General features: G+C 60.4%; 18 protein-coding genes and 6 pseudogenes. 17 read left to right on the top strand and 7 right to left on the bottom strand.

Features of this window, described 5'->3' with window-relative positions; all coding sequences use genetic code 11:
* Positions 1 to 28 precede the first annotated feature (28 nt).
* The 8 genes and pseudogenes from ILFOPFJJ_RS31510 to ILFOPFJJ_RS31480 form a co-directional block, all read left to right on the top strand.
* A complete protein-coding gene (locus ILFOPFJJ_RS31510) occupies positions 29 to 613 on the top strand; it encodes an isoaspartyl peptidase/L-asparaginase (protein WP_282438715.1) in 585 nt (194 codons plus the stop codon).
* A gap of 37 nt (positions 614 to 650) precedes the next feature.
* A pseudogene (locus ILFOPFJJ_RS36090) lies at positions 651 to 716 on the top strand (hypothetical protein); the annotation flags it as partial.
* A gap of 218 nt (positions 717 to 934) precedes the next feature.
* Positions 935 to 1,760 (top strand): annotated as a pseudogene (locus tag ILFOPFJJ_RS31505) (manganese catalase family protein).
* 73 nt (positions 1,761 to 1,833) lie between these two features.
* On the top strand, positions 1,834 to 2,649 hold the full coding sequence (locus tag ILFOPFJJ_RS31500) for a DUF2243 domain-containing protein (protein ID WP_173514401.1): 816 nt from the start codon (positions 1,834 to 1,836) through the stop codon (positions 2,647 to 2,649).
* An 800-nt stretch (positions 2,650 to 3,449) separates the two neighbouring features.
* A pseudogene (locus tag ILFOPFJJ_RS31495) lies at positions 3,450 to 3,915 on the top strand (recombinase family protein); the annotation flags it as partial.
* 474 nt (positions 3,916 to 4,389) lie between these two features.
* A complete protein-coding gene (locus tag ILFOPFJJ_RS31490) occupies positions 4,390 to 6,354 on the top strand; it encodes an ATP-dependent nuclease (protein WP_210267669.1) in 1,965 nt (654 codons plus the stop codon).
* Between the two features lie 367 nt (positions 6,355 to 6,721).
* Positions 6,722 to 8,797 carry an nSTAND3 domain-containing NTPase gene (locus ILFOPFJJ_RS31485; RefSeq protein WP_173514400.1) on the top strand — a complete coding sequence of 692 codons (2,076 nt, stop codon included), beginning with the start codon at positions 6,722 to 6,724 and terminating at the stop codon, positions 8,795 to 8,797.
* Between the two features lie 67 nt (positions 8,798 to 8,864).
* A pseudogene (locus ILFOPFJJ_RS31480) lies at positions 8,865 to 9,892 on the top strand (IS630 family transposase); the annotation flags it as partial.
* Here the strand turns inward: ILFOPFJJ_RS31480 and ILFOPFJJ_RS31475 are convergent.
* The 6 genes and pseudogenes from ILFOPFJJ_RS31475 to ILFOPFJJ_RS31450 all read right to left on the bottom strand — a co-directional run.
* A pseudogene (locus tag ILFOPFJJ_RS31475) lies at positions 9,881 to 10,381 on the bottom strand (radical SAM protein); the annotation flags it as partial. The pseudogenes ILFOPFJJ_RS31480 and ILFOPFJJ_RS31475 overlap by 12 nt on opposite strands.
* Positions 10,378 to 10,674: a pyrroloquinoline quinone biosynthesis peptide chaperone PqqD gene (pqqD, locus tag ILFOPFJJ_RS31470; protein WP_173514399.1), complete on the bottom strand. Its 297-nt coding sequence runs from the start codon at positions 10,672 to 10,674 to the stop codon at positions 10,378 to 10,380. The gene pqqD and the pseudogene ILFOPFJJ_RS31475, both read right to left, overlap by 4 nt.
* Positions 10,671 to 11,441 (bottom strand): pyrroloquinoline-quinone synthase PqqC, encoded by a 771-nt coding sequence (gene pqqC / locus ILFOPFJJ_RS31465; RefSeq protein ID WP_173514398.1) that lies wholly within the window; start codon positions 11,439 to 11,441, stop codon positions 10,671 to 10,673. Before pqqC ends, pqqD begins: the two co-directional genes overlap by 4 nt.
* Positions 11,438 to 12,349 carry a pyrroloquinoline quinone biosynthesis protein PqqB gene (gene pqqB, locus ILFOPFJJ_RS31460; RefSeq protein WP_173514397.1) on the bottom strand — a complete coding sequence of 304 codons (912 nt, stop codon included), beginning with the start codon at positions 12,347 to 12,349 and terminating at the stop codon, positions 11,438 to 11,440. The genes pqqC and pqqB overlap by 4 nt, the downstream gene beginning before the upstream one ends.
* Positions 12,350 to 12,397: 48 nt before the next feature.
* Entirely contained in the window at positions 12,398 to 12,493 is a 96-nt protein-coding gene (gene pqqA, locus ILFOPFJJ_RS31455) for a pyrroloquinoline quinone precursor peptide PqqA (RefSeq protein WP_026187092.1), read from the bottom strand.
* Between the two features lie 373 nt (positions 12,494 to 12,866).
* On the bottom strand, positions 12,867 to 13,808 hold the full coding sequence (locus ILFOPFJJ_RS31450) for a LysR family transcriptional regulator (RefSeq protein WP_173514396.1): 942 nt from the start codon (positions 13,806 to 13,808) through the stop codon (positions 12,867 to 12,869).
* A gap of 99 nt (positions 13,809 to 13,907) precedes the next feature.
* Here ILFOPFJJ_RS31450 and ILFOPFJJ_RS31445 point away from each other — a divergent pair, with 99 nt between their 5' ends.
* From ILFOPFJJ_RS31445 to ILFOPFJJ_RS31405, 9 genes and pseudogenes are all read left to right on the top strand, one after another.
* The gene (locus ILFOPFJJ_RS31445; RefSeq protein WP_173514395.1) at positions 13,908 to 14,957 is read left to right on the top strand and encodes a class 1 fructose-bisphosphatase; all 1,050 of its coding nucleotides are present in this window, start codon (positions 13,908 to 13,910) and stop codon (positions 14,955 to 14,957) included.
* A gap of 10 nt (positions 14,958 to 14,967) precedes the next feature.
* Positions 14,968 to 15,837: a phosphoribulokinase gene (locus tag ILFOPFJJ_RS31440; protein WP_173514394.1), complete on the top strand. Its 870-nt coding sequence runs from the start codon at positions 14,968 to 14,970 to the stop codon at positions 15,835 to 15,837.
* Between the two features lie 10 nt (positions 15,838 to 15,847).
* On the top strand, positions 15,848 to 17,929 hold the full coding sequence (gene tkt / locus ILFOPFJJ_RS31435; RefSeq protein WP_173514393.1) for a transketolase: 2,082 nt from the start codon (positions 15,848 to 15,850) through the stop codon (positions 17,927 to 17,929).
* Between the two features lie 4 nt (positions 17,930 to 17,933).
* A complete protein-coding gene (gene fba / locus ILFOPFJJ_RS31430) occupies positions 17,934 to 19,013 on the top strand; it encodes a class II fructose-bisphosphate aldolase (RefSeq protein WP_173514392.1) in 1,080 nt (359 codons plus the stop codon).
* A gap of 28 nt (positions 19,014 to 19,041) precedes the next feature.
* Positions 19,042 to 20,502: a form I ribulose bisphosphate carboxylase large subunit gene (locus tag ILFOPFJJ_RS31425; protein WP_173514391.1), complete on the top strand. Its 1,461-nt coding sequence runs from the start codon at positions 19,042 to 19,044 to the stop codon at positions 20,500 to 20,502.
* A gap of 22 nt (positions 20,503 to 20,524) precedes the next feature.
* A complete protein-coding gene (locus ILFOPFJJ_RS31420) occupies positions 20,525 to 20,914 on the top strand; it encodes a ribulose bisphosphate carboxylase small subunit (RefSeq protein WP_173514390.1) in 390 nt (129 codons plus the stop codon).
* 9 nt (positions 20,915 to 20,923) lie between these two features.
* Entirely contained in the window at positions 20,924 to 21,856 is a 933-nt protein-coding gene (gene cbbX / locus ILFOPFJJ_RS31415) for a CbbX protein (RefSeq protein ID WP_173514389.1), read from the top strand.
* Positions 21,853 to 22,535 (top strand): annotated as a pseudogene (rpe, locus tag ILFOPFJJ_RS31410) (ribulose-phosphate 3-epimerase). Before cbbX ends, rpe begins: the two are co-directional and overlap by 4 nt.
* Before the next feature lie 3 nt (positions 22,536 to 22,538).
* On the top strand, positions 22,539 to 23,105 hold the full coding sequence (locus ILFOPFJJ_RS31405) for a thioredoxin family protein (protein ID WP_173514388.1): 567 nt from the start codon (positions 22,539 to 22,541) through the stop codon (positions 23,103 to 23,105).
* Between the two features lie 353 nt (positions 23,106 to 23,458).
* Here the strand turns inward: ILFOPFJJ_RS31405 and gfa are convergent, their stop codons facing one another.
* The gene (gfa, locus tag ILFOPFJJ_RS31400; RefSeq protein WP_173514387.1) at positions 23,459 to 24,028 is read right to left on the bottom strand and encodes an S-(hydroxymethyl)glutathione synthase; all 570 of its coding nucleotides are present in this window, start codon (positions 24,026 to 24,028) and stop codon (positions 23,459 to 23,461) included.
* Between the last annotated feature and the right edge of the window lie 4 nt (positions 24,029 to 24,032).

Raw genomic sequence — 24,032 nt, 5'->3', positions numbered from 1 at the left:
CTGCAGCCCGGCTGGAGAGGGCGGGCTGATGTGGGCGATTATCCTGCATGGCGGTGCCAAAACGATAAAGCCGGATGAGAAGCTTGCCAACCGGCAAGGCTGTCTCGCCGCCCTGCAATGTGGCGCCGACATACTCAAGGCGGGCGGGTCCAGCATTGATGCTGTCGAAGCGACCGTTCTCGCGCTCGAAAACGACCCGACCTTTAATGCCGGTTATGGGAGTGCTCTGAACTCCGATGGCGAGGTGGAAACATGTGCCGCGATGATGGAAGGCGGCGACTGGAACGTCGGTGCAATCGCCGCTGCCAAGGGCATCCGCAATCCGGTTCGGGCCGCACGCGCCATGCTAATGGAAGAGCCCATTCTTATAGCTGCAGAGGGTGCCCGCAAATTTGCCGCGCAAAATGGCGTTGAGCTTTGCTCGCAAAATGCGCTGGCTGCACCAGGGAAAGAGGGCGGATCAGAGGAGAGGTCGCACGACACTGTCGGCTGCATCGCACTCGACGACGCGGGGCAACTCGCCACAGCAGTCTCCACCGGCGGGCTCGAGGGTAGCCCCGAAGGGCGTATAGGCGACTCGCCACAGCCCCGGTTGCGGCTATTACTGCGATAATCAGGTCGGCGGCTTTGTTTTTTCTGGCGACGGAGAAGAGATCGCCCGGACCATGCTGGCTGCGCGTGTCATCCATGCGCTCGATGGGACCAGCCCCGATGGCGCTGTGCAGGCGGCCATCCGGGTTGTCGAGAAGATCGGCGGAGAAGCGGGTTCGATCTCGAAGCGCGCCGGCCTGTCCATCTGTCGGAGCCCGAGCAACACCACAGCCAGGCTTGATCACCCGAGCCTCAGCCTACGCCTCTGTGACATTATTCTCGATCCCTGCGGGAACAAGGCGCAAACAGTCTTGTTAGGCGCCTTTCACGCAAGGAGGCGGCAATGTTTTTTACGGACGGCAAACTCCAGTATCCGGTACGGGCGCGAGACGCCTGACCCTTTGTTCGCGCGGGCGCTGCAGCAGGCGATCGGCGGCGTCGAAGGCGAGATTCGCGTTGCCATGCAGTATTTCTTCCAAGCCTGCGGAGCGCGCGGCAACACCAAGTTCCGCGACCTCCTGATGAATACCGCAGCGGAGGAGCTTGGACATATCGAGATGCTCGCGACGGCAGTTGCCCTAAATCTCGAGGGTGCACCCTTGAGCATTCGCGAGGAAGTTGCGGGCGATCCGGTCGGCGGTGCTGTCCTCGGCGGCATCAACCTCAAGAATCTGCTGTCCTCGGGCCTAGCAGCGATGCCGGTCGACTCGGATGGCGTGCCTTTCGACATGTCCCACATCTATGCCAGCGGCAACATCGCCGCCGACATGACCGCCAATGTGACGGCGGAAGCGACCGGTCGCGTGCTGGCCGTTCGGCTCTACGGCATGACCAATGATCCAGGCATGAAGGATATGCTGTCCTTCTTGATCGCAAGGGATTACGATGCATCAGAATCAGTGGCTCGCGGCTCTTGAAGAGCTTGGCGGCCATGAGGGAGCCTTCCCCATCCCGAACAGCTTCCCGCAAGACCAGGAACAACAAGAGTTCAGCGATGCTCTCTAGGCTTCCAGCAGGATGGCAGCGATCCCATTGCAGGCCGGTGGTCGCAAGGCCAATCGATCGACGGCAAAGGCAGCTTCAAGGCCGGTCCAACAATGGCGATGGGACAGAAGCCCGTCCTCGCAAGAGCCAAGCCGAACAGCGGCGCGCAAGCGGAGCAGATGTGAGGCGGAAGCCACGCGCCTTGCAAGCAGGTGGATGCCACAGGGAAATTGGTGACGGGCAAATTGAGCCGGTCCCATGGCCGACCCAGTTGCTCGGATCATGGAGCGGATAACTTTGTCTCATGGACAACGATCGCGGCTGGTCGGCTACTTTGCTCTCGCGATCGGCGGCTTTTTCGACGGGATCCTCCTGCACCAGATCCTGCAATGGCATCACCTGCTCTCCGGCATAGGGGACCGCGGGGCTGACCTACGGTTCCAGGTAATGGCCGATGGGTTTTTCCATCTTGCCATGTATGTCCTGCTGCTCGTCGGCCTTGGGCTCCTGTGGCGGCAACGCCGCGACACGGACAAACCTGAATTTGCCGCAACCGCCATGGCTTGGGCCCTTATGGGTTTCGGCGCCTGGCACCTCTTGGACGCAGTTCTTTCGCACTGGCTGCTTGGCCTGCACCGGATCAAGACGGACAGCCCAAAGCCGCTCTTCTGGGACCTGCTCTGGCTCGCCGTGTTCGGTATTGGGCCGCTGTTACCTGGCTGGCGGTTCCTGAAAAGACCGCCAGGGCCACTGTCAGGTCCAGCCGTTCTCGTGGTGGTTCTCTCATCGGTCGCTATCGGCGCCGCCGCCGCGAGCCTGCTTCCGGCAGCGAGAGGGACGCCGCAAGCGGTTCTGTTCAGGGAAGACATCTCGGAAAGCGAGATCATGCGCGCGATTGCTGCCGCGGGCGCCTCGGTGCTCTCGACAGAAGCCAGCGGAACCATGTGGGTCGTCAGATTTGAATCTCCTCTTTTGGCCTATCAGCTCTATCGAAGTGGCGCGATCATGGTCGGCGGCACTCCCGCAGCCGGCTGCCTGACATACAGCGTCCCGGCTGTGGCACCGCGGGTTTGACCGACGTGGTCCCGCCACGACGCCGAGGATTCTCGTCGTTGTCTAAGACGAACGGAGCTGGGATCACTGGCTTAGCGTTGCGGAACAAAGACCTTGCGCGGGGGTTCGGCGCTTTTGAACCAGGCCGGGGGAGGGCGCTGAGGTGGCGCTCAAGGTCCTCGACTGCTCAAGGACCCGAAAAACAACATCTCTGTCCCGGCTGTTGAGAAGGCGTGGAGACCTGTTCAAGAGAGCGGTCTTCGCTTAATAGCCGCAACCGCCGAAAAGGGTCACGGTCAAAATGACGATCATTGCTTTGCCTCCGTTATTTCTCAAAATTGACCTAAAAAACGCATTCGGAATTGCGTGCGACCTACAGAGTTCGCGCGAACAAAGGCAAAGGGCGCATCTCACGCACAATCGCCATTGCTCGGGCCAACGATGCCTCAGCGGCGTTTAGCTCGATGGAAATCCTGAATAAGTCACGCCCCGCCCTATCCAGAAATGCGTGCAGCACCGCGTCGGAATTCCGCGCGAGCTGAACCAAGTGCCAGCCTCCAGGACCCCGCTCTCCAGTAAGCCAATATTTGACCGCTCGGTCACTTGCGCCCGTCCAGCGCATGATTGTCTTGATCGCTGGCGGGTTTGCTCCGATGTCATCCCTCAGCGCTTGTGAGATTCCGATGGCGTAATGCTCTCGTGTCTGCGTGGCTCGCGCCGGAACAATTGTGCCCTTAATCGGAACCATTTTTCCTGCCTCCTCGGTTTATACTGCCGCCGCCCCGGCCATAATCCGTACATAGAATTGTTGACATGATGTGATGGTCATCGATTGGAGCCAGAAGGCGAGTGACGGAAAGTCAACCGCCGAGCGACCTCAGATTCGAGCTGCTGCTTATGTTCGGATGTCGACCGAGCATCAGAAGTATTCGACTGATAACCAGATCGCCGTGATCCGGCGATATGCCGCGAAAAAACAGTTTCGAAATTGTCCGCACCTACGCGGATGAAGGTAAGAGCGGGCTGCGCCTGGTCGGTCGAGACGCCCTCCAGAGTTTGCTTTCCGATGTTGAAGGCGGTCAGGCTGACTATAGGGCCGTGCTCGTTTACGACGTGAGCCGCTGGGGCAGATTCCAGGACCCCGACGAAGCTGCTGAAATTGAACTCCGCTGCAAGCGGCAAGGAATTCTCGTTCATTACTGTGCGGAGCAGTTCGAGAACGACGGCAGCATGGGCTCATCAATCATCAAAACCGTAAAGCGGGCGATGGCTGGCGAATATAGTCGGTAGCTATCCGTCAAGGTGTTCAACGGCCAGGCCAACCTCATTCCTGTCAGCAGCAGGGCAGCGACTAGATGCCAACTGGAGCCAATTGACCGAGCGGTGGATGAAAGTTCAGTGGCAGGTCACATGCCAGAGCTGGGTTTTCCTGGGTCTGAAACGGACGGTCGATCATCTATCACGAGGCGTCAGACTCTTGGGGACTTGGGGATGCGCCAATGCGTGAGTGCTTTACGACCTCGCGCCAGGGAGAAGCGTGCAGCGGTGATCGGCGGATCACTGCATTTCTTAACAGGAAGCGGCGAGCCGCTCGGATTTCCGACCACGGGTAGAACGCGGCTCCCTTGGGCCAACAGCATTTCAGCGAAGTCTGATGGTCTTGCCCGCACTTCCGACTGCAATGCTGGGTTTATTCCTGAAGGCTTATTGATCCTGCTGCGAGTTGTGGCAAACAACATGGAGGATGTCAGGGAGTGAGTCGTGACGGGTGAAAATCGATCAAAGCTGGTTAGAATGACGATTAGAAACGTCGGGTGCGTTGGCAACGACGGCCTGGAGATCGAACTCGACAATATTGTCTGCATAGTCGGCCGAAACAACTCGGGGAAGTCGACGCTGTTGAGGGCATACGAGCTTGCAAAAGGGGTTGTCTCCTTCGTGGCTTCAGAGGACCGTTTCCAGCACGCAACCTTAGACCAGCCTTCTGAAATCTTGCTCGAAGTTCACATTCCTGACGGGATTGGCAACGTTGATCCACGTTGGAAGACGGACCGTGACGGGTTGCGGATCGTGAAAAGCCGGTGGCAGTGGAGCGCACCGGATTTTATCCGCATCAGGACGACCTGGGACCCGACGGGTGGAGAAAACGGGGAGGGAGACTGGGCGGCTGATGGGAAAGCTGCCGGAGCAGACCCTGTATTCAGTTCCCGGCTACCTCGACCGTTGCGGATCGGCTCGCTCGATGACGCTCAGAAGACGGAGGAGATGCTTCTAGCACTGGCGCTGGGACCTTTGCTCGCAACCGTCGAGCAGGAGAGGAATAACAAGGATTCAGCCTTGTTCAAGGCTATCGCAAGCGTCAGCAGTCACATCGACGTGCTGAGCAATGATCACGCCAAACACTTCAATGATATCGCCACAAAGATTGCGAGTGGTTTCCAGGGCGTGTTCCCGAAGATGGACGTCCGCTTAAACATCGCGGCATCTCCTCTTGTCCCGAAGATACCCGACCTCGTGAAAGCCGGTTCCAGCATCCGCATCAAAGATGGGCTCAGCGACACGATGTTGAAACAACAAGGGACAGGAGCGAGGAGGGCCTTGTTCTGGGCAATGCTACAAGTCCACAACGAATTGACACGCGACAAGGAGATACGTGACGACTTTCGGAAAAAGCTGACCCTGGAGATAAGTAACGCGGAAAAAAAGCTTGCTGGCAAAAAGATTGCCGAGCACGAAAAAACCCGGGCCGAGGGGCTTCTCGACGAGCTTATGGCAAAGCTCAAAGCACACGACGCTGGAGCGCCTATCCCGGATAGCCCGGATGATCCAGCATTGCCTGGTTATCTTCTTCTCATCGATGAACCGGAGAATGCTCTCCATCCGATGGCGGCTCGTGCGGCCCAACGCCACTTGTACAAGCTGGCCGAAAGCCCGGATTGGCAGGTGCTGATGACGACGCACTCACCATATTTCATCAATCCCTTTGAGGATCACACGACAATCGTTCGGCTTGAGCGGACAGGGGACGACAAGGCAGTCGCCGTTGTGTCGCCCCGAACGTACCGATCTGATCGGATCGAGTTCGACGGTGACGACAAACAGCGCCTACAAGCTTTGCAGCAAATCGACCCGAGCTTCGCGGAGATTTTTTTCGGGTCTTACCCGATCTTGGTAGAAGGCGATACCGAACATGCCGCGTTCATGGCGTCAGTCGTGGAAAAGCAGCATGAACTGATCAACCAGGTGACAATCATCAGAGCGAGAGGGAAAGCAATACTCGCGCCGTTGGTTCGGGTCATGCAGCACTTCAAGATTGATTTTGGAATCGTCCATGATTGCGACCCACCGTTCAAGAAGAACGGTGGTAACAACGGCATGTGGACGGAAAACAAGAAAATCCGGGATGCAATTCTGACAGCTCGTGAGGCGGGCATCACCGTAAGGCACCGGGTCAGCATACCTGACTTTGAGCGTTTCCTGGGCGGCGACGAAGAGGCAAAGGACAAACCGTTGACGGCATACCTGCGTATCGCGGGCGAGCAGGAACTCGGAGACTCTGTTCAAACGCTGTTGTACCAATTGCTTACCGGCGAACAGCACGAACCGTTCGACCTTAAGGCCTTCCCTGTCGGAGCCGATTACATGAAGACCCTTAGTGGCCAAATCGCGGAATGGGCTAAAAACAATGGCGTGGCTGACGAAATTCGATTCAAAGGGAAGCTGTAACGGTTGGTATGCCGCAGCCGATATGTCGCAACGCTGCGGTACGAAAACCATCCGATAACTGGCAGCGGGTGGAAGGTGGATTAGTTTTGTGGGGGCAGGGTGGGTCGGATGAGAACGATGCTGCCGAAGATGATGACGAGGACGGGAATGACAACGATCCTTTCCATGATCCACTAGATGATGAGTTCGACGAGGTCATGAGACGTGAGGACGAGCGCGATAGACGGGGAGAGCCTGACGACGACGCCAGACGCTTACGCGCTGATCGGGTTTGTCTACCGCTTTTTTCAATCGAATTCGCCGAGACCCGAGATTCTATCAGGTGGGCGACAGGGAATAGACTGCGTATCATTTCTTGCAGGTACGTATGACAGCAATACCTTATCCGAGCTACGAACTGCACACATTGGGTTGGAAGGCATTCCAAGATTTATGTGTGACCGTCGCTGCCGAATCTTTAGGTCGCCCCGTGCAGATGTTTCTGCCTTCCAAAGACGGGGGACGTGATGGTGCATTTGTCGGAACTTGGCGGTCCGGGGATGAGACGGGTAGTTCGACGATTCAGTGCAAGTTCACAAGCTTGCCGCATGAGCACCTATCGTTCGCGATGCTCCAAGACGAAATCAACAAAGTCAAGAACCTCGTCAAGCAGGGACTCGCACGCGACTATATTATTCTCACCAACCATCCGGTAAGCGGCGTTGCTGAGGCAGAAATCAAAGCTCAGTTCGAGAAAGCCGGGGTCGAGAGGTGTTCTGTCTTCGGTAAAGATTGGATCGTGGGGGGGATCGTGAAATCTTCTCGTCTCCGCATGCTCGTTCCACGACTCTACGGATTAGGCGACCTAAGCCAGATTTTAGATGACCGCGCATATGAGCAAGCTGGCATGATCCTGAGCGCGATGGGCGACGACCTGAAGAAATTGGTTGTTACAGATGCCCATAAGCGGAGCGTTGAAGCGATTTCCAGGCACAATCTCGTGCTCCTGCTCGGCGCACCGGCAGCTGGTAAATCTACCATTGGCGCTAGCCTGGCAGTGGGTGCAGCGGATATCTGGAACTCGCTTACCCTCCGAGCCACCTCGCCTGAATATATGGAAAAGCATCTTAATCCTCGCGAGCAACAGTTCATTTGGGTTGATGACGCTTGGGGGAGCACGCAATACCAGCGCGACAGGACAGAAAGCTGGAATCGGATACTTCCGCTCATTCAGGCGGCAATCAAGCGTGGCACCCGCTTCCTCCTAACCAGCAGAGACTACATTTGGGAGGCAGCTAAGCGGGACTTGAAAGTCCACTCTTTGCCGCTTCTCACGCACAGCCAGGTGGTCATAAATGTGCAAGGCTACCATGAGGCAGAGAAGGCTCAGATTCTCTACAATCATATCCGGATGGGCGATCAGCCAGCCGCTTTCCGGGCTGCGATCAAGGAACATCTTCCTGCTATGGCCGCGCGGGTAGACTTCCTGCCTGAGACCGCTCGGCGGCTCGGTTCGCAATTTTTGGCAGGAAATCTCAAGACAGATCGGGCAACAATTGAAAAGTTCTTTGCCTCGCCCGAAGGATTTCTGGTCGACACGATTTCCGGGCTGGCGAGGGACTGCCTCGCTGCCTTGGCGGTAATCTATCTGTCCGGCGGGGTGATCGCTTCGCCTGTCCCGGAGGAGGGCGCTTTACAGGAGGTTACCGCCGTCTACGGTGTCAGCGCCATTCAGGTGCGTGACGCTCTAACCTCGCTTAATGGCAGTCTTGTCCTCCTCGCTCACAACGAACAAGGCCGCTACTGGACTTACAAGCATCCTACGGTCGGAGATGCGTTCTCGACTTACGTGTCCAGGAATCCGGAATTCCTCGAATTCTTTCTGCGAGGCGCGAAACCTGAAACACTGATGCGCGAGGTTGTCTGCGGAAGTGTCGACTTGCGAGGCGCATCTGTAAGGATATTGCCCAGCCACTATCCTTTGCTTCTAAAGCGGTTGAAGGGGGTTTCAGTTTTTCCGCTGCGAAATTTTGTCTCTTATCGTGCCGAAGCGGCTTTTGCCGCTCTCCTGCTGCAAGAGCGTAAGGACCTTCTGGGAGGACTACAATCTTTCGCGACACCTATCGCGCAAGACGCAGACACCTCGTTGTTAGTCCGGTTATATGAATATGGAATACTGCCGCCGGACCTAAGACAGGGCTTCGTAGAAGCGGTGAAGAAAGCCGCTATCGAGGAGGCGGATACAAGCTTTTTGGATGATAGCGGGGTTGCGAGCGTCCTTACCGACCGAGAAGAGGAAGAAATCCTGGAGGAGGTCAGAAGGGTTCTCTTGCCCAATATCGATGACCATATCCGTCGCGTCCGCTCTGAATGGGACAGCGATTACCCGCCTGATGATCATTTTGATGAATTACGCGGTGCGATAGCGACATTCGCAAAGGTCACTTATACCAACGAGCAATGACGCCGACTCGTGATGGGATTCCCAAATCAGAGGAATTCTGACTCATTGTGCCAAACGGAGGTTTGGCATGACGAAGGCGATATCGTTGCGGGTAGATTACGACGGAACGGCCCTCCGGAGGCTGGCGAAGAAGGCAAAGGATGCCGCCCAGGTCCGGCGGCTGTTGGCGCTGGCTTCGATTTATGATGGCGGCTCCCGGCAGTATGCATCGGAGATCGGCGGGGTGACGGTGCAGATCGTCCGCGACTGGGTCTTGCGCTTCAACGAACGCGGCCCCGCCGGGTTGATCAACACAAAAGCACCGGGCGGCCGGGCCAAGCTAAACGACGCGCAGCGTCAAGCGCTGGCGAAGATTGTCGAATGCGGTCCGATCCCCGCCGTTCACGGCGTGGTCCGCTGGCGACGTAAGGACCTCGTGCAGTGGCTGTTCCAGGAGTTCCGGGTCTCTGTCGACGAGACGACGGTAGGGCGAGAACTCAAGACACTCGGCTTTGCCAAGCTTTCCGCTCGCCCGCGCCATTACGCCCAGAACGAATTGGAGGGTGAGGTTTTTAAAAAGACTTCCCCGCCGCGCTGGCAGAGATCAGGGCGAAATGCCCGCCCGACACGGACATCGAAATCTGGTGGGCCGACGAAGCCCGAATAGGGCAAAAGAACAAGATCACGCGCCGCTGGGCACGCCGGGGAACCCGACCGTCGGCCCCGCACGACCAGCGCACCATGTGGGCTTATATCTTCGGCGCGATCTGCCCGAAAAAGGGTAAGGGGGCTGGCCTCGTCCTTCCCTATTGCGACACCGAGGCGATGCAGGAACACCTTGCCGAAATCAGCAACGCCGTCGATCCCGGAGCACATGCCGTGCTCATTCTCGACCAAGCCGGATGGCACGTCACGCCGAAGCTGAAGGTGCCGGACAACATCACCTTGATGTTCCTGCCGCCGCGGTCGCCGGAATTGAACCCGGTAGAGAACCTCTGGCAGTTCATGAGGGACAACTGGTTGTCGAACCGCGTCTTCAAGGACTACGACGACATCGTCGATCAATGCTGCCGCGCTTGGAACAGGCTCGTCGATCAGCCGTGGAAGATCGTAAGCGCCGTCTCCGCCCCATTGGATAGGCTGTATTTTGAGGCTGGCCGGGCGTTCATATCCGCCGCTGTAGCCGCCGATCCGGTCGGCGCTTTCGGGCGAAACGCCCTGGATCGAGAGCTGGACATGGTCGAGCCCGACATCGGCCAGGCTGCTGATTCTGGCTTCGGTCAAACCCACGCCCGACGTGATCAGATTGGTATAAAGCCCGAGCGAAACCGCCGCCCGCGTCAGCTCGACGAGGTCCCGGCGTGCCGCCGGCTCGCCGCCCGACAAATGCAGATGCAGCACGCCGAGGTCGGCCCCCTGCTCGAAGACGTTTATCCATTCCCCGGTCGAAAGTTCATCCTTTGCCGGCGTCAACGCCACCGGGTTGGAGCAATAGGGGCAGGCGAGCGGACATCGATGCGTCAGCTCCGCGAGCATCGCCATCGGAGGAGGCACGCGCGAAACCTCGCGTACGATACCATTTGCAAGGGCGGCGCCACGCTTCATTCGACGATCTCCAGCATGCGGCGGACGGCAAGCTCGTGGACGAAAGCCTTCACGTCGCTGGCAATCTGCGCGACGGGGGCCCCGAACCGGGCGGCAAAGTCGTCAGCAATCCGATCGAGGCTCCGCTTGCCATCAAGCGCTTGCACGATGGCAACGGCGATCTCGTCCAAGGCCATGGCACGCTCCGGCGCCAGCAGGACCATCTGGCCGCGCACCCGGTCCTCGCGCAGCCGTACCCCGCGCGCCAGCTTGACGACGCTGGAACCTGAAATCACCGGCGCATCGGCGGTCATTCGGCGGCCTCCGTCGAGACAGTTTCCCCGATGACGCCTTCCCGCCCGTCCCAGCCTCCCGGCGGAATGCGGCCGGGCGCGACATAGGCCGAATAGAGCGCATCGAGCTGCGACCACAGCACATCCGTCTTGAAGATGAGCGCCGCGGCGGCGGCATCCCGTTTTTCCTGCGTGTCGGCGTGGTCGAGGACATAGGCAAGCCCGAATGCCACGTCCTGCGGCGCCTCGTTGAGCCGTTGGCGGAAATAGGCAAGCGCCGCGTCGTCGGCGAACGCATAGTGCTGCAAAAGCCCGGCGATGCGCTCCGAATGGATCTTGGGCGCGAAAAGCTCGGTCAGCGAGGAGGCCACCGCCTCGAGCAGCGGCTTCTCGCGCACGAACGACACATAGGCGTCGACGGCAAACCGGGTCGCAGGCAGGACCCCCTTTGTCGAGGCGACATAGGCGGGATCGAGTCCGACCGCTTCGGCGAGACGCAGCCAACGGCGGATGCCACCGCCCTCGTTGACGCCGCCGTCATGATCTTCGATGCGCGAGCGCCAGGCCCGACGCATTTGCGGGTCCTCGCAACGCGACAGAAACGCGGCGTCCTTCATCGGAATTCGGCTCTGATAATAGTAGCGATTGATGACCCAGGCCCGCACCTGCGTCATCGTTGCGTGGCCACCGTGGAGCATGACGTGGAAGGGGTGCTTGTCGTGATAGCGTTCCTTGCCGATTTCCAGTAGGCGGGCGTGAAACGCTTGCTTGTCGGTTGCCGTCGTCAAAGCTGGACCTCCATGCCGTCGAACCCGACGTCGAAGCCGCGGCTTTCGACGTAGGCGCGCTCGGAGCCGGGCCGCCAGATCGGATTCGTGTTGTTGATGTGGACATAGACCTTTTTGCGAATGTTCAAGGCAGCGAGTGCATCGAGGCTGCCGCCTTCGCCGGCGATCGGCATGTGGCCCATGCGGCGGCCGGTCTTGCGCCCCGTACCGGTGGCGATCATCTCGTCGTCATTGAAAAGCGTGCCGTCGAAGAACAACGCGTCGGCATCGCGCAGGCGCGCTGCAAGGCCGTCGGTCAGCGTGCCGCAGCCTGGAATGTAGTAGACGCGCCTGGTGGCGGCCCTGAGCTCGATTCCGACCGTGTTTTCGCCCTCGACGTTCAGATCCGGTTCGCCGCCTTCGAGGAAAAGCGGAACCTTGCCGGGCACCGCGAAGAGCCGCGCCTCGAGACCGGGCAGCGGCGAGAACGGTTCCTCGATGGCGATGTTCTTCCTCGAAACCAGGTCCGGATCGAGAACGCCGAAGATCGAATTGTCGGCAAGAATCCGGCTGACTGCGCCGGTTGCGAAAACCGCGAAGGCCTGTTTTTCCCTGAGGTCGAGCAATCCCGCCAGGTGATCGATGTCACCATTGGTCAACACCACGCTTTTGATCGGGGTGTGACGCAGCCGGCGCGGCTGCAGGGATCGATTGTTCTGAATCTGTTGGCGGATGTCGGGAGAGGCGTTGAAGACGGCCCAGGCCTCGCCGTCGAGGCTGACGGCCAGCGACGATTGGGTCTGCGGCCTGACGGCGGAGGCAGGATCGCGCGCCATCGTGCAATTCAAACAGCCGCAATTCCATTGCGGGAGACCGCCGCCGGCGGCGGCCCCCAAGACGACAAGACGAAGATCGGACGCTTCATTCACTGGTCTATCCCGAGACGCGTTGTGAGCCGACCATCGTGCGGCGGAGCGTCAGAAGAGGATGGGCTCATCTCCGTCCGCAGGAGCGTAGCGGGTGATTTCCATCGCGCAGCTGACTTCAATGAATTTTGGTTTATGCCAGGACATGTTTCCTCCATTCGTCCGATTGGTGTGCTCGCTCCCGCATTTGCAGGCGCCCTTGCATCTGGATCGAACACGAAACAAGCTTTGCTCGCAAAGAGCGCTGCTTGGGTGAAAGGCCGGAACGGCTTTCTCCCGCTCCGGCAAGACCCGGCGGCGCCGTCGCCGGGGGTTGGCAAATCGAGTTCGCGTGACTACGGCATTTACGCAGCCTCCCTTGAAGGGTAGCAAACCGTTTTAGGCCCGGCAATTAAGACCTAGGTGCATATCGACAACGCACTTTCGGCTCGAAACCAGCCGAGCGGATGCGGACACGGGGCCAAATAGCCGCATCGTCTTGCCGAACGCCCGTAGCCGCGGAGCAGATTGCTTCTTCGCCCTAACCGAACGCGTTGGCGGGATAAGGCTTGCTGACCACCGGCAGATATCGCGCGCCCGTTGCCAGCAGGAACCGCTCGAAAGCCTGCATCGCCGGAGTCGTGGCGCGGTCCAGGCGCGACACGCTGAACCATTGCCGGCGGATCGGCGTATCGACGACATCGAGAATGACGAGCCGGCCGAGCTTCACCTCCTGCTCGATGGTATGGGCGGAGATGAAGGCAATCCCAAGACCGGCGATGACCGCCTGCTTGATCGTCTCGTTCGAAGCGATCTCTGTGCCCAACTCCTCGAGCTTGTGCGGCGTGTCGCTCAGGAAGATCTCAAGCGAGATACGCGTCCCCGAACCCTTTTCCCGCACGAGAAACTGTTCCTGCGCAATCCGCTCCCGCGAAATTTCCAGCAAGCCTGCGAGCGGGTGGGCGGCGGGGGCGATGAAGACCAGCGGATGGTCGCCGAACACCTCTGCGCGCACCTCGAAGTCGCGCGGCGGCCGTCCCATCAGCGCAACATCGATCTCATGGTCCCTCAATTTGGCGATGACTTCGGCTCGGTTGCCGATAAAGAGATTGATCTCGATGGCGGGGAGCTGATCGCGGAAGGCGGCAATCAGTTGCGGCGCGAAATATTTTCCGGTCGATACCACGCCAAGGCGCAATCGCCCGGTTCTGAGCCCCTTGATGGCACTGATTGAGTCCTCGAGGCTGGTGAGGCTCTCCTCAACCGCCCGCGCCGCCTCAAGGAAAGCAAGACCGAACGCCGTCGGAACCATGCCGCCGCGCGTCCTGTCGAACAACGGGACATTGGCGTCCCGTTCCAGTTGCTGGATCTGCAGCGTGAGCGCCGGGCCCGTCAGACCCAAAGCCTCGGCAGCAAGATTGATCTTCCCCAGCCGGCAAACGGTCTGGACGGTGCGAAGTTGGCGAAGTGTCACGTTGCGCATGAACGAAAGTAAGAAATTCTAACTTCTGAAGTCAATCTAATAAATTTTACAAACTCACGGATTGCGCCATCCTGCACTGGACATCGGGGAGGAGACATCATGTCCGGCGCGACTCTCGAGGCCTATCTTGCCTCACGCGTGGCCACTGGCGACGATATCGCCCGGGAAGTGGCCGCAGTAGTACAACGGCTGGCGACAGCCGCCCTCGACGTCCGCAAACTCGTCAACCAGGGCGCGCTCGGAACGGCGTTCAACGGCACCCGTGGCGGCAGCAATAGCGACGGCGACCTGCAGAAGGATCTCGACGTCGTGTGCGACGGCCTTTTCCTGTCATGCCTGCAGGGCGCGCCGGTCGCATGCTACGCCTCGGAAGAACTGGACAACCCCGTACTGCTCGATCCGAATGCGCGCCTTGCGGTTGCGATCGATCCGCTCGACGGCTCTTCCAACATCGACACCAACGTCTCCGTCGGCACGATTTTCTCCGTGCTGCCCGCCGTCCAAGGACCGGACTCGGATCTCATGCAGTCCTTTCTGCAAGCCGGAAACCGACAGCTGGCGGCAGGCTTCTTCCTCTACGGACCGCAAACCGCGCTGGTACTGTCGCTCGGAAAGGGCACGGAGATCTTCATCTTCTCCAGTCGGCTCGGCTGCTTCGTACAGGGATACAAGTCGGTCAACATCGCCGAGCGCACCAGCGAATTCGCGATCAACATGTCGAACTACCGACACTGGGAGGAAGCGGTCCGGCTCTATGTCGACGATTGCCTCGCCGGTGCAGAGGGGCCGCGCGAGCGGGACTTCAACATGCGATGGATCGCCTCGCTGGTTGCCGATACCTATCGGATTCTCGTTCGCGGCGGGATCTTCCTGTATCCCGCCGACGGCAGAAAAGGCTACAGCCAGGGCCGGCTGCGGCAGGTCTACGAGGCCAACCCCATCGCCTTCATCGTCGAGAACGCCGGCGGCGCAGCCACGACGTCGGTCACGCGCATTCTCGATCTCGTCCCGGAAAACCTGCACCAGCGCGTACCGCTGATTTTCGGTTCGCGTCGCGAGGTGGAGCGCATCGCCCGCTATCACGTCGACCCCAACATGATCGGCGAACGCGCACCGCTCTTCGGCAAGCGCGGTCTGTTTCGGGCCTGAGGAGAGCCGCATGTCAGCGAGACACCCCATCATATCGATCACCGGCTCGTCCGGCGCCGGCACGACCACCGTCAAGGACACGTTCGAGAAGATCTTCAAGCGCGAGAACGTTTCGGCATCGTTCATCGAAGGCGATGCCTTCCACCGCTACGACCGGGAAAGCATGCGCCGCAAGATCGCCGACGAGAAGGCCAGAGGCATCGACTTTACCCATTTCTCCGCCGAGGCGAACGAACTGGAGATTCTCGAGAGTGTCTTTGCCGAATATGGCAGGCGCGGCGTCGGCCGCACCCGTCACTACGTGCATGACGACGCCGAGGCTGCCAAATACGGCGCGGAACCCGGCACATTCACGAACTGGGAGGAGTTCGGTGACAGCGATCTGCTGTTTTACGAGGGATTGCATGGCTGCGCCGTCACCGACGCGGTTAATCTTGCGCAGCACTGCGACCTGAAGATCGGCGTCGTTCCGGTGGTCAACCTCGAATGGATCCAGAAGATCCATCGAGACAAGGCGACGCGCGGTTACTCCGCCGAGGCGGTGACGGACACCATTCTGCGGCGCATGCCGGACTACGTGCACTACATCTGCCCGCAGTTTTCCCTGACCGACATCAATTTCCAGCGCGTGCCGATCGTCGACACGTCCAATCCCTTCATTGCGCGCTGGATACCGACGCCGGCCGAATCCATCCTGGTCATCCGCTTTGCCAATCCGCGCAGCATCGATTTTCCCTACCTGCTGTCGATGCTGCACAACAGCTACATGTCGCGTGCCAATTCCATCGTGGTGCCGGGAGACAAGCTCGATCTCGCCATGCAGCTGATTTTCACACCGCTCATCCACAAACTGCTCGAACGCAAACACCGCATGTCGTGAGGAGACCACCATGAATGTTTCGCAGCAGATCGAACCCCGTGCCGCCGCATCGGAACGCAACATGGCCGACGCCATCCGGTTTCTCGCCATGGATGCCGTTGAGAAGGCAAATTCCGGCCACCCCGGCATGCCGATGGGCATGGCCGACGCAGTCACCGTCCTCTTCAACCGCTTCATCAAGATCGACCCTTCCCTGCCCGACTGGCCGGATCGCGACCGCTTCGTGCTTTCGGCTGGCCACGGTTCGATGCTGCTCTATTCCATCCACCACCTGATGGGCTTTGCCGACATGCCGATGGCCGAGCTCTCAGCCTTCCGCCAACTTGGCTCGAAAACGGCCGGACATCCCGAATACGGCCATGCCCTGGGGATCGAGACCACCACCGGCCCGCTCGGCCAGGGCATAGCCACCGCCGTCGGCATGGCGATAGCCGAACAGATGATGGCTGCCCGCTTCTCGGGTTCGCTCTGCAACCACTTCACCTATGTGGTGGCCGGCGACGGCTGCCTGCAGGAGGGCATCAGCCACGAGGCGATCGACCTTGCCGGACATCTGAAGCTGCGCAAGCTGGTCGTGCTCTGGGACGACAACCGGATATCGATCGACGGATCGACCGACCTCTCCACCTCGATGAACCAGCTTGCCCGTTTTCGTGCAGCCGGCTGGGATGCGCAACGCGTCGATGGCCACGACCCCGAGGCCGTGGCGAAGGCGATCGAGCGGGCGCGCCGGAGCCGCAAACCGTCGCTGATTGCCTGCCGCACCCGGATCGGCAAGGGGGCGGCCAGCATGGAGGGCTCGCACAAGACCCATGGGGCGGCGCTCGGCGACAAGGAAATTGCCGCGACACGCGAAAAGCTCGCCTGGACGCATCCGCCTTTCTTCGTGCCGCCTCAGATCAAGTCGGCCTGGGAAAGCGTGGCCGTGCGGGGTCGCTTGGCCCGCGAGGCATGGGAAATCCGGCTCGACGCCTCGCGCTCGAAGAAGCGCTACGAGCAGACTGTCAGCCGGCAGCTAGACGGTGATGTCGCCCATCTTCTGGCAAAATTCCGAGCCGCACATCGCAAGAGAGCGTCCAAGGTCGCCACACGTCAGGCGTCGCAGATGGCGCTGGAGGTCATCAATGGGGCGACAGCACTGACGATTGGCGGCTCCGCCGACCTGACCGGCTCGAATCTGACGATGACGTCGCAGACCCAGCCCATCTCGCCGGGCAATTTCAAAGGCCGCTATCTGCATTACGGCATCCGCGAGCACGGCATGGCGGCCGCCATGAACGGCATCGCCTTGCATGGCGGCTTCATTCCGTACGGCGGGACCTTCCTGGTATTTTCCGACTATGCGCGCGGTGCGATGCGTCTCTCGGCGCTGATGGGCCTCCCCGTCATCTATGTGCTGACCCATGATTCCATCGGGCTCGGCGAGGACGGACCGACCCACCAGCCGGTCGAACATCTGGCCATGTTGCGTGCCACCCCCAACCTCAATGTCTTCCGGCCCGCCGACATCATCGAGACGGCCGAATGCTGGGAGATCGCGCTTGGTGAGAAGAACCGGCCGAGCGTCCTTGCCCTTTCGCGGCAGGCCTTGCCGATGCTGCGCCAGACGGACGGGGACGAGAATTTGTCGGCGCTCGGAGCCTACGTCCTGAAGGAAGCACGCAGGCCCCGCGACATCACGCTGCTTGCCACTGGATCCGAAGTCGAGATCGCCCTTGCCGCAGCGGAACGCCTGCAGGCCGACGAGGGTGTCGAAGCGGCGGTGGTGTCCATGCCTTGCTGGGAGAAGTTCGAGATCCAGGATGCATCGTACCGGAAGCAGGTTCTCGGAGATGCCCCGCGCATCGCCGTCGAAGCAGCCGGCCGCCTCGGTTGGGATCGCTGGATGGGACCGGACGGCGCCTTCGTCGGCATGATCGGCTTCGGAGCCTCGGCACCGGCCGGAGACCTCTACCGCCATTTCGGCATCACCGCCGATCATGTCGTCGCCGAAGCCTTGGAGCTTATCCGCCGGGACTTCCGGGAGGCGCCGCTCATGAGCACCGGTCCTTTGGCGAGCAAAGACGTCATCAGTTCATCGAAGGAGGCTTGACACCATGGCCCGCATCACGCTCCGCCAGCTGCTCGATCACGCCGCCGAGCACACTTACGGCGTGCCGGCATTCAACATCAACAACATGGAACAGGGGCTGGCGATCATGGAGGCGGCGCGCGCCTGCGACGCTCCTGTGATCCTGCAGGTTTCACGCGGCGCCCGCTCCTATGCCAACGACATCATGCTCGCCAAGATGATGGAAGCGCTCGAGCAGATGTATCCCGACATCCCGCTCTGCATTCACCAGGATCACGGCAACAATGTCGCGACCTGCCTTACTGCGATACAGCACGGCTTCACCTCGGTGATGATGGACGGCTCGCTCAAGGAGGATGCAAAGACCCCCGCCGACTACGCCTATAACGTCGCGATCACTGCGGAAGTGAGCCGCCTCGCCCATATGGTCGGCGCTTCGGTCGAGGGGGAACTCGGCTGCCTCGGATCGCTCGAAACCGGCCATGGTGAAGCGGAGGACGGGCACGGCTTCGAAGGCGCGCTCGATCGTTCGCAGCTTTTGACCGATCCGGACGAAGCCGCCCGCTTAGTGGCCGAGACCGGAGTCGATGCGCTGGCTGTGGCGATCGGCACGTCGCATGGCGCCTACAAATTCACCCGCAAGCCCACCGGCGACGTGCTCGCCATGGACGTGATCGAGAAGATCCATCACCGGCTGCCGGACACCCATATCGTCATGCATGGCTCCTCCTCGGTGCCGCAGGAGTGGCAGGATGTCTTCAACGCCCATGGTGGCGAAATGCGGGAAACTTACGGCGTGCCCGTCGAGGAGATCGTCCGGGGCATCCGCTTCGGCGTACGCAAGGTCAATATCGATACCGATCTGCGCCTGGCGGCAGCCGCCGCCTTTCGCCGCGTTGCCGACACGAGCCGCACCGAATTCGACCCGCGCAAGTTCTTGAAACCCGCCATGGACGCCATGTCGGCGGTCTGCAAGGCCCGTTTCGAGGCCTTCGGCACCGCCGGCAACGCATCCCGCATCAAGGTCGTGCCGATGGCGGAGATGGCCAAACGCTACGCGAGCGGCTCGCTCAAACCCCAGACGGCGCGGTCGCAAGCCGCCTGACCCATCATCCAGAGAAAGGGACTGTGTCATGAACGCCGACGCAAAGACAGAGATCAAGGGCAAGGAACGCTACAAGGCCGGCGTCCTCAAATACGCGCAGATGGGCTATTGGAACGGCGACTACGAGCCGAAGGACACTGATCTGATCGCGCTCTTCCGGATCACGCCGCAGGAAGGAGTCGACCCGATCGAAGCCGCCGCCGCCGTTGCCGGCGAAAGCTCGACCGCCACATGGACGGTCGTCTGGACCGACCGCCTGACGGCGTGCGACCAATACCGCGCCAAGGCCTATCGGGTCGATCCGGTACCCGGAACGCCTGGGCAGTATTTCTGCTATGTCGCCTACGACCTGATCCTCTTCGAGGAAGGATCGATCGCCAACCTGACGGCGTCGATCATCGGCAACGTTTTCTCGTTCAAGCCGCTGAAGGCGGCAAGGCTCGAGGACATGCGCCTGCCCGTCGCCTATGTGAAGACCTTCAAGGGTCCGCCGACCGGCATTGTCGTCGAGCGCGAACGGCTCGACAAGTTCGGCAAGCCGCTGCTTGGCGCCACCACCAAACCGAAGCTCGGCCTTTCGGGAAAAAACTATGGCCGGGTCGTCTATGAAGGCCTGAAGGGCGGTCTCGACTTCATGAAGGACGACGAGAACATCAATTCGCAGCCCTTCATGCACTGGCGCGACCGCTACCTCTACTGCATGGAAGCCGTCAACCACGCCTCGGCGGTCACCGGCGAGGTCAAGGGGCATTATCTCAACATCACCGCCGGCACGATGGAGGAGATGTACCGCCGCGCAGAATTCGCCAAGGAACTCGGCTCGGTCATTGTCATGGTGGATCTCATCATCGGCTGGACGGCAATCCAGTCGATCTCGGAATGGTGCCGGCAGAATGACATGATCCTGCACATGCACCGCGCCGGTCACGGCACCTACACACGGCAGAAGAACCACGGCATCTCCTTCCGCGTCATCGCCAAATGGCTGCGGCTTGCCGGCGTCGACCACCTGCATGCGGGCACCGCCGTCGGCAAGCTCGAAGGCGACCCGATGACCGTGCAGGGTTACTACAACGTGTGCCGCGAAACGAAGAACGAGGTAGACCTGCAGCGCGGGCTGTTCTTCGAGCAGGATTGGGCCGACATCAAGAAGGTCATGCCGGTGGCATCAGGCGGCATCCATGCCGGGCAGATGCACCAGTTGCTCGATCTTTTCGGCGACGACGTCGTGCTGCAGTTCGGTGGCGGCACTATCGGTCATCCCATGGGCATCCAGGCTGGAGCCACCGCCAACCGCGTCGCGCTGGAAGCCATGGTGCTTGCCCGCAACGAAGGCCGCGACATCGCCCGTGAAGGTCCCGAGATCCTCAGGGCGGCGGCCAAGTGGTGCAAGCCGCTCGAAGCGGCCCTCGATACCTGGGGCAACATCAGCTTCAACTACACCCCGACGGACACCTCGGACTTCGTACCGAGCGTGAGCGTCGCCTGACGGACATGAGAGGAGAGACGATATGCGTATCACCCAAGGATGCTTCTCGTTCCTGCCGGACCTGACGGACGAGCAGATAACGGCACAGGTGGAGTATTGCCTCGGCAAGGGTTGGGCGATCGGCGTCGAGTATACCGACGACCCCCACCCCCGCAACACCTACTGGGAAATGTGGGCCAATCCGATGTTCGACCTGAAGGACGCCAAGGGCGTCATGATGGAGCTGGAGGACTGCCGCAACGCCCATCCGCAAGATTACATCCGCCTCAATGCCTTCGATTCCAGCCGCGGCCTGGAGACGGTTACGATGTCCTTCATCGTCAACCGTCCCGACATCGAACCGAAGCTGCGGATGACCCGGACGGAAAGCCGCGGTCGCAGCCAGCACTATGCCTGGGAAACGCGGCGCTAGAAGGAGCAAATGATGCCGGAAGCTCTATCAAGCACGGAAAGCCTGCCGACATCGATCGATCTCGCCGAGGAGTATCAAGCCTCCGGTGTCGCCGAAATCCTCGACGAACTGGATCGGGAACTCGTCGGGCTAAAACCCGTGAAGCAGCGGATCCGCGAGACGGCAGCCCTGCTGCTCGTCGAGCGGGCTCGCCGCGCCATGGGTCTCACCCACGAGGCGCCGTCGCTGCACATGAGCTTCACCGGCAATCCCGGCACCGGCAAGACGACGGTCGCCTTGCGCATGGCCAATCTGCTGCACAGGCTCGGCTATATTCGCAAGGGGCATCTGGTGTCGGTCACGCGTGACGATCTGGTCGGTCAATATATCGGCCACACCGCGCCCAAGACCAAGGAGATCCTGAAGAAGGCAATGGGCGGCGTGCTGTTCATCGACGAAGCCTATTATCTCTACCGGCCAGACAACGAGCGCGACTACGGCCAGGAAGCGATCGAGATCCTGCTCCAGGTGATGGAGAACAACCGCGACGACCTGGTGGTCATTCTCGCCGGTTACGCCGACCGGATGGACCGATTTTTCGAGAGCAATCCAGGCTTCCGCTCGCGCATTGCTCACCACATCGATTTCCCCGACTACGACGACGGGGAGCTGCTATCGATCGCCGAGAGCATGCTGAGCCGCCAGGGCTATCATTTCGATGCCAAGGCCGCGGCCGTGATGAGCGACTACATCGCCCGTCGTCGGCGCCAGCCTCATTTCGCCAATGCGCGCTCGATCCGCAACGCGCTCGACCGCGCCCGGCTGCGGCAGGCGAACCGCCTGTTCGAGGAAAGCGTCGGACCCGTCGATGCGGAGCAACTGTCGACCATCACGGCTCGAGATATTTCCGCGAGTCGCGTGTTTGCCATAGACCAGGCCAATCCTTCGGAGATCTCGTCATGAGCCACAAGACCATCATAGCCCCCTCGGTTCTGTCGGCAGATTTCTCGCGGCTCGGCGAAGAGGTCGAGGCCGTCTGCCAGGCCGGTGCCGACTGGATCCACCTTGACGTGATGGATGGCCATTTCGTGCCGAACATCACCTTCGGTCCACCGGTCATCAAAGCGATCCGGAACCGAACGGACAAGATGTTCGACTGCCATTTGATGATCGCACCGGCCGACCCCTTTCTCGCCGCCTTCGTCGACGCCGGCTGCGGCATCATCACCGTGCATGCCGAAGCAACCACCCACCTCGACAGATCGCTGCAGGCGATCCGCGACCTCGGCTGCAAGGCCGGCGTCTCGCTCAATCCCTCGACGCCGGAAACCGTCGTCGAATATGTGCTGGAGCGGCTCGACCTGATCCTGCTGATGACTGTCAATCCCGGCTTCGGCGGCCAGGCCTTTATTCCATCCGTCGTCGAGAAGGTGCGCCGCGTGAAGTCCATGATCGGCAGCCGTCCGATCCACATCGAGATCGACGGTGGCGTGACGCCGGAAACGGCGCCGCTGCCGCGGCCGGTGCGGATGTGCTGGTTGCCGGCTCCGCGGTGTTCAAAGGCGGCAACGAGGAGGCCTACGCGAAAAACATTGCGGCCATCCGCGCGGCGTCCGATGGCGCCATGAAGAAAGCCGCGTGAACCATGGCCGCTACCCCTCCTGTCTGTGAGTTCGGCTGGCCGGCGGTCGACGCGAGGCTTCCCGGAGTAGATGGTCTCACCCACTCCATATTCGATCAGGCCGGCCCGAAGGGGCTGGTCGTCACCTTCATCTGCAATCACTGCCCCTATGTGAAAGCGGTCATCGCCCGCATCGTGCGGGACGCGATCGACCTCAAAGATCACGGCGTCGGTTTCGTGGCGATCAGCGCCAATGATGCCGAGGCCTATCCACAGGATTCGTTCGACAACATGAAGCGCTTCGCTTCGCAAAACGCCCTGCCCTTTCGCTATCTATACGACGAGGACCAATCCGTCGCCAACGCCTACGGCGCCGTCTGCACGCCAGACTTCTTCGGCTTTAACAAGGACATGAATCTGCAATATCGCGGGCGACTGGACGCCTCGCGCAAGGAGATCGGCCCTGGCGATCTGAGGCGCGACCTTTACGAGGCGATGGTCATGGTCGCGCTGTTTGGCAAAGGTCCGTCGGAACAACAGCCTTCAATGGGCTGCTCTATCAAATGGAAAGTTTCGCCCTATCAGGTCTGAATAGCTATTTCGTTTGTTCCGCCGGCCGGTACCCGGCACTCGTCTCTGCCCTGCCGGGCATCTCCCCCACGAGGAGGGAGATTGGCACAAGCTAAGCCCTGCCCGAGAGTGAGCTTGCAAACGTCGAGGTCACCGGACTGATTGAGCGGGACGTCGCCGACCTCTCCCCTTGTGGGGGATATGCCCGGCAGGACGGAGGGGGAATATCAAGGGCTGCGCTCAACCGACTTGGCCGTGAACGCCTCAGCCCCCGCCCGTTTTGGCGCCTCCCGACAGGAGGCAACGGGCGGGGTCCGAGGGAGGAGGCGTTCGGCCCCGCTGATGTTGCGGGGCGCCATGGCGAGCGCAGAATGTCAGGCCGGCAGCGCGCCGGACTGTTTGGCGATGTGCGTGGCGATTGCATCCATCAGCGCCGGCGACAAGCAATCATAGGGCGGCAGCCCGAGTTCTGTCAGGCGAGCGCGTATATCCGACATCCTGTCGGGGTTGACCCCGCTTTCGATCACCGAAGAAACGAAGGCCGCGAAGGCCGGCGGCGACCAGCCGGTTTCGTCGCTGAGCTCTGTATGCACGAAATCGAGGCCATAGAAGGGATGCTTGGTGTTCTCGATCCGGCCATACATATGCGTGCCGCAATCCTTGCAGGCGTAACGCTGGATTGTCGCGCTTGGATCAACGATCTGCAGCTTTTCTGAACCTGAGGCGACATTCACCTTGTCGCGGCTGACAACCGCGATCTGCGCGAAGGTAGCGCCGTCCGGCTTCCAACATTTGGTGCAGCCGCAGGCATGGTTGTGTGCCGTCTGTGCGCCGATCCTAACGGTCACCGGATTGGTAGCGCATTTGCATTTGAGCGTGCCACCCTGAAAGTCCGGACTTGCAGGCGGAAAACCGTTGTCGATGGACGGATGTAGCTTAAGCATTTGT

Source organism: Sinorhizobium psoraleae, assembly GCF_013283645.1.
GTDB lineage: Bacteria > Pseudomonadota > Alphaproteobacteria > Rhizobiales > Rhizobiaceae > Sinorhizobium > Sinorhizobium psoraleae.
The sequence above is the reverse complement of the archived record's forward strand: the minus strand, read 5'-3'. Positions and strand labels throughout refer to the sequence as shown.

What these genes read in the sequence shown, in the direction of transcription:
- ILFOPFJJ_RS31510 (WP_282438715.1), top strand. Translation starts at nt 29, where the DNA reads ATGTGGGCGATTATCCTGCATGGCGGTGCCAAAACGATAAAGCCGGAT.
- ILFOPFJJ_RS31500 (WP_173514401.1), top strand. Translation starts at nt 1,834, where the DNA reads ATGGCCGACCCAGTTGCTCGGATCATGGAGCGGATAACTTTGTCTCAT.
- ILFOPFJJ_RS31485 (WP_173514400.1), top strand. Translation starts at nt 6,722, where the DNA reads ATGACAGCAATACCTTATCCGAGCTACGAACTGCACACATTGGGTTGG.
- pqqD (WP_173514399.1), bottom strand. Translation starts at nt 10,674, where the DNA reads ATGACCGCCGATGCGCCGGTGATTTCAGGTTCCAGCGTCGTCAAGCTG.
- pqqA (WP_026187092.1), bottom strand. Translation starts at nt 12,493, where the DNA reads ATGTCCTGGCATAAACCAAAATTCATTGAAGTCAGCTGCGCGATGGAA.
- ILFOPFJJ_RS31450 (WP_173514396.1), bottom strand. Translation starts at nt 13,808, where the DNA reads ATGCGCAACGTGACACTTCGCCAACTTCGCACCGTCCAGACCGTTTGC.
- ILFOPFJJ_RS31445 (WP_173514395.1), top strand. Translation starts at nt 13,908, where the DNA reads ATGTCCGGCGCGACTCTCGAGGCCTATCTTGCCTCACGCGTGGCCACT.
- ILFOPFJJ_RS31440 (WP_173514394.1), top strand. Translation starts at nt 14,968, where the DNA reads ATGTCAGCGAGACACCCCATCATATCGATCACCGGCTCGTCCGGCGCC.
- tkt (WP_173514393.1), top strand. Translation starts at nt 15,848, where the DNA reads ATGAATGTTTCGCAGCAGATCGAACCCCGTGCCGCCGCATCGGAACGC.
- fba (WP_173514392.1), top strand. Translation starts at nt 17,934, where the DNA reads ATGGCCCGCATCACGCTCCGCCAGCTGCTCGATCACGCCGCCGAGCAC.
- ILFOPFJJ_RS31425 (WP_173514391.1), top strand. Translation starts at nt 19,042, where the DNA reads ATGAACGCCGACGCAAAGACAGAGATCAAGGGCAAGGAACGCTACAAG.
- ILFOPFJJ_RS31420 (WP_173514390.1), top strand. Translation starts at nt 20,525, where the DNA reads ATGCGTATCACCCAAGGATGCTTCTCGTTCCTGCCGGACCTGACGGAC.
- cbbX (WP_173514389.1), top strand. Translation starts at nt 20,924, where the DNA reads ATGATGCCGGAAGCTCTATCAAGCACGGAAAGCCTGCCGACATCGATC.
- ILFOPFJJ_RS31405 (WP_173514388.1), top strand. Translation starts at nt 22,539, where the DNA reads ATGGCCGCTACCCCTCCTGTCTGTGAGTTCGGCTGGCCGGCGGTCGAC.
- gfa (WP_173514387.1), bottom strand. Translation starts at nt 24,028, where the DNA reads ATGCTTAAGCTACATCCGTCCATCGACAACGGTTTTCCGCCTGCAAGT.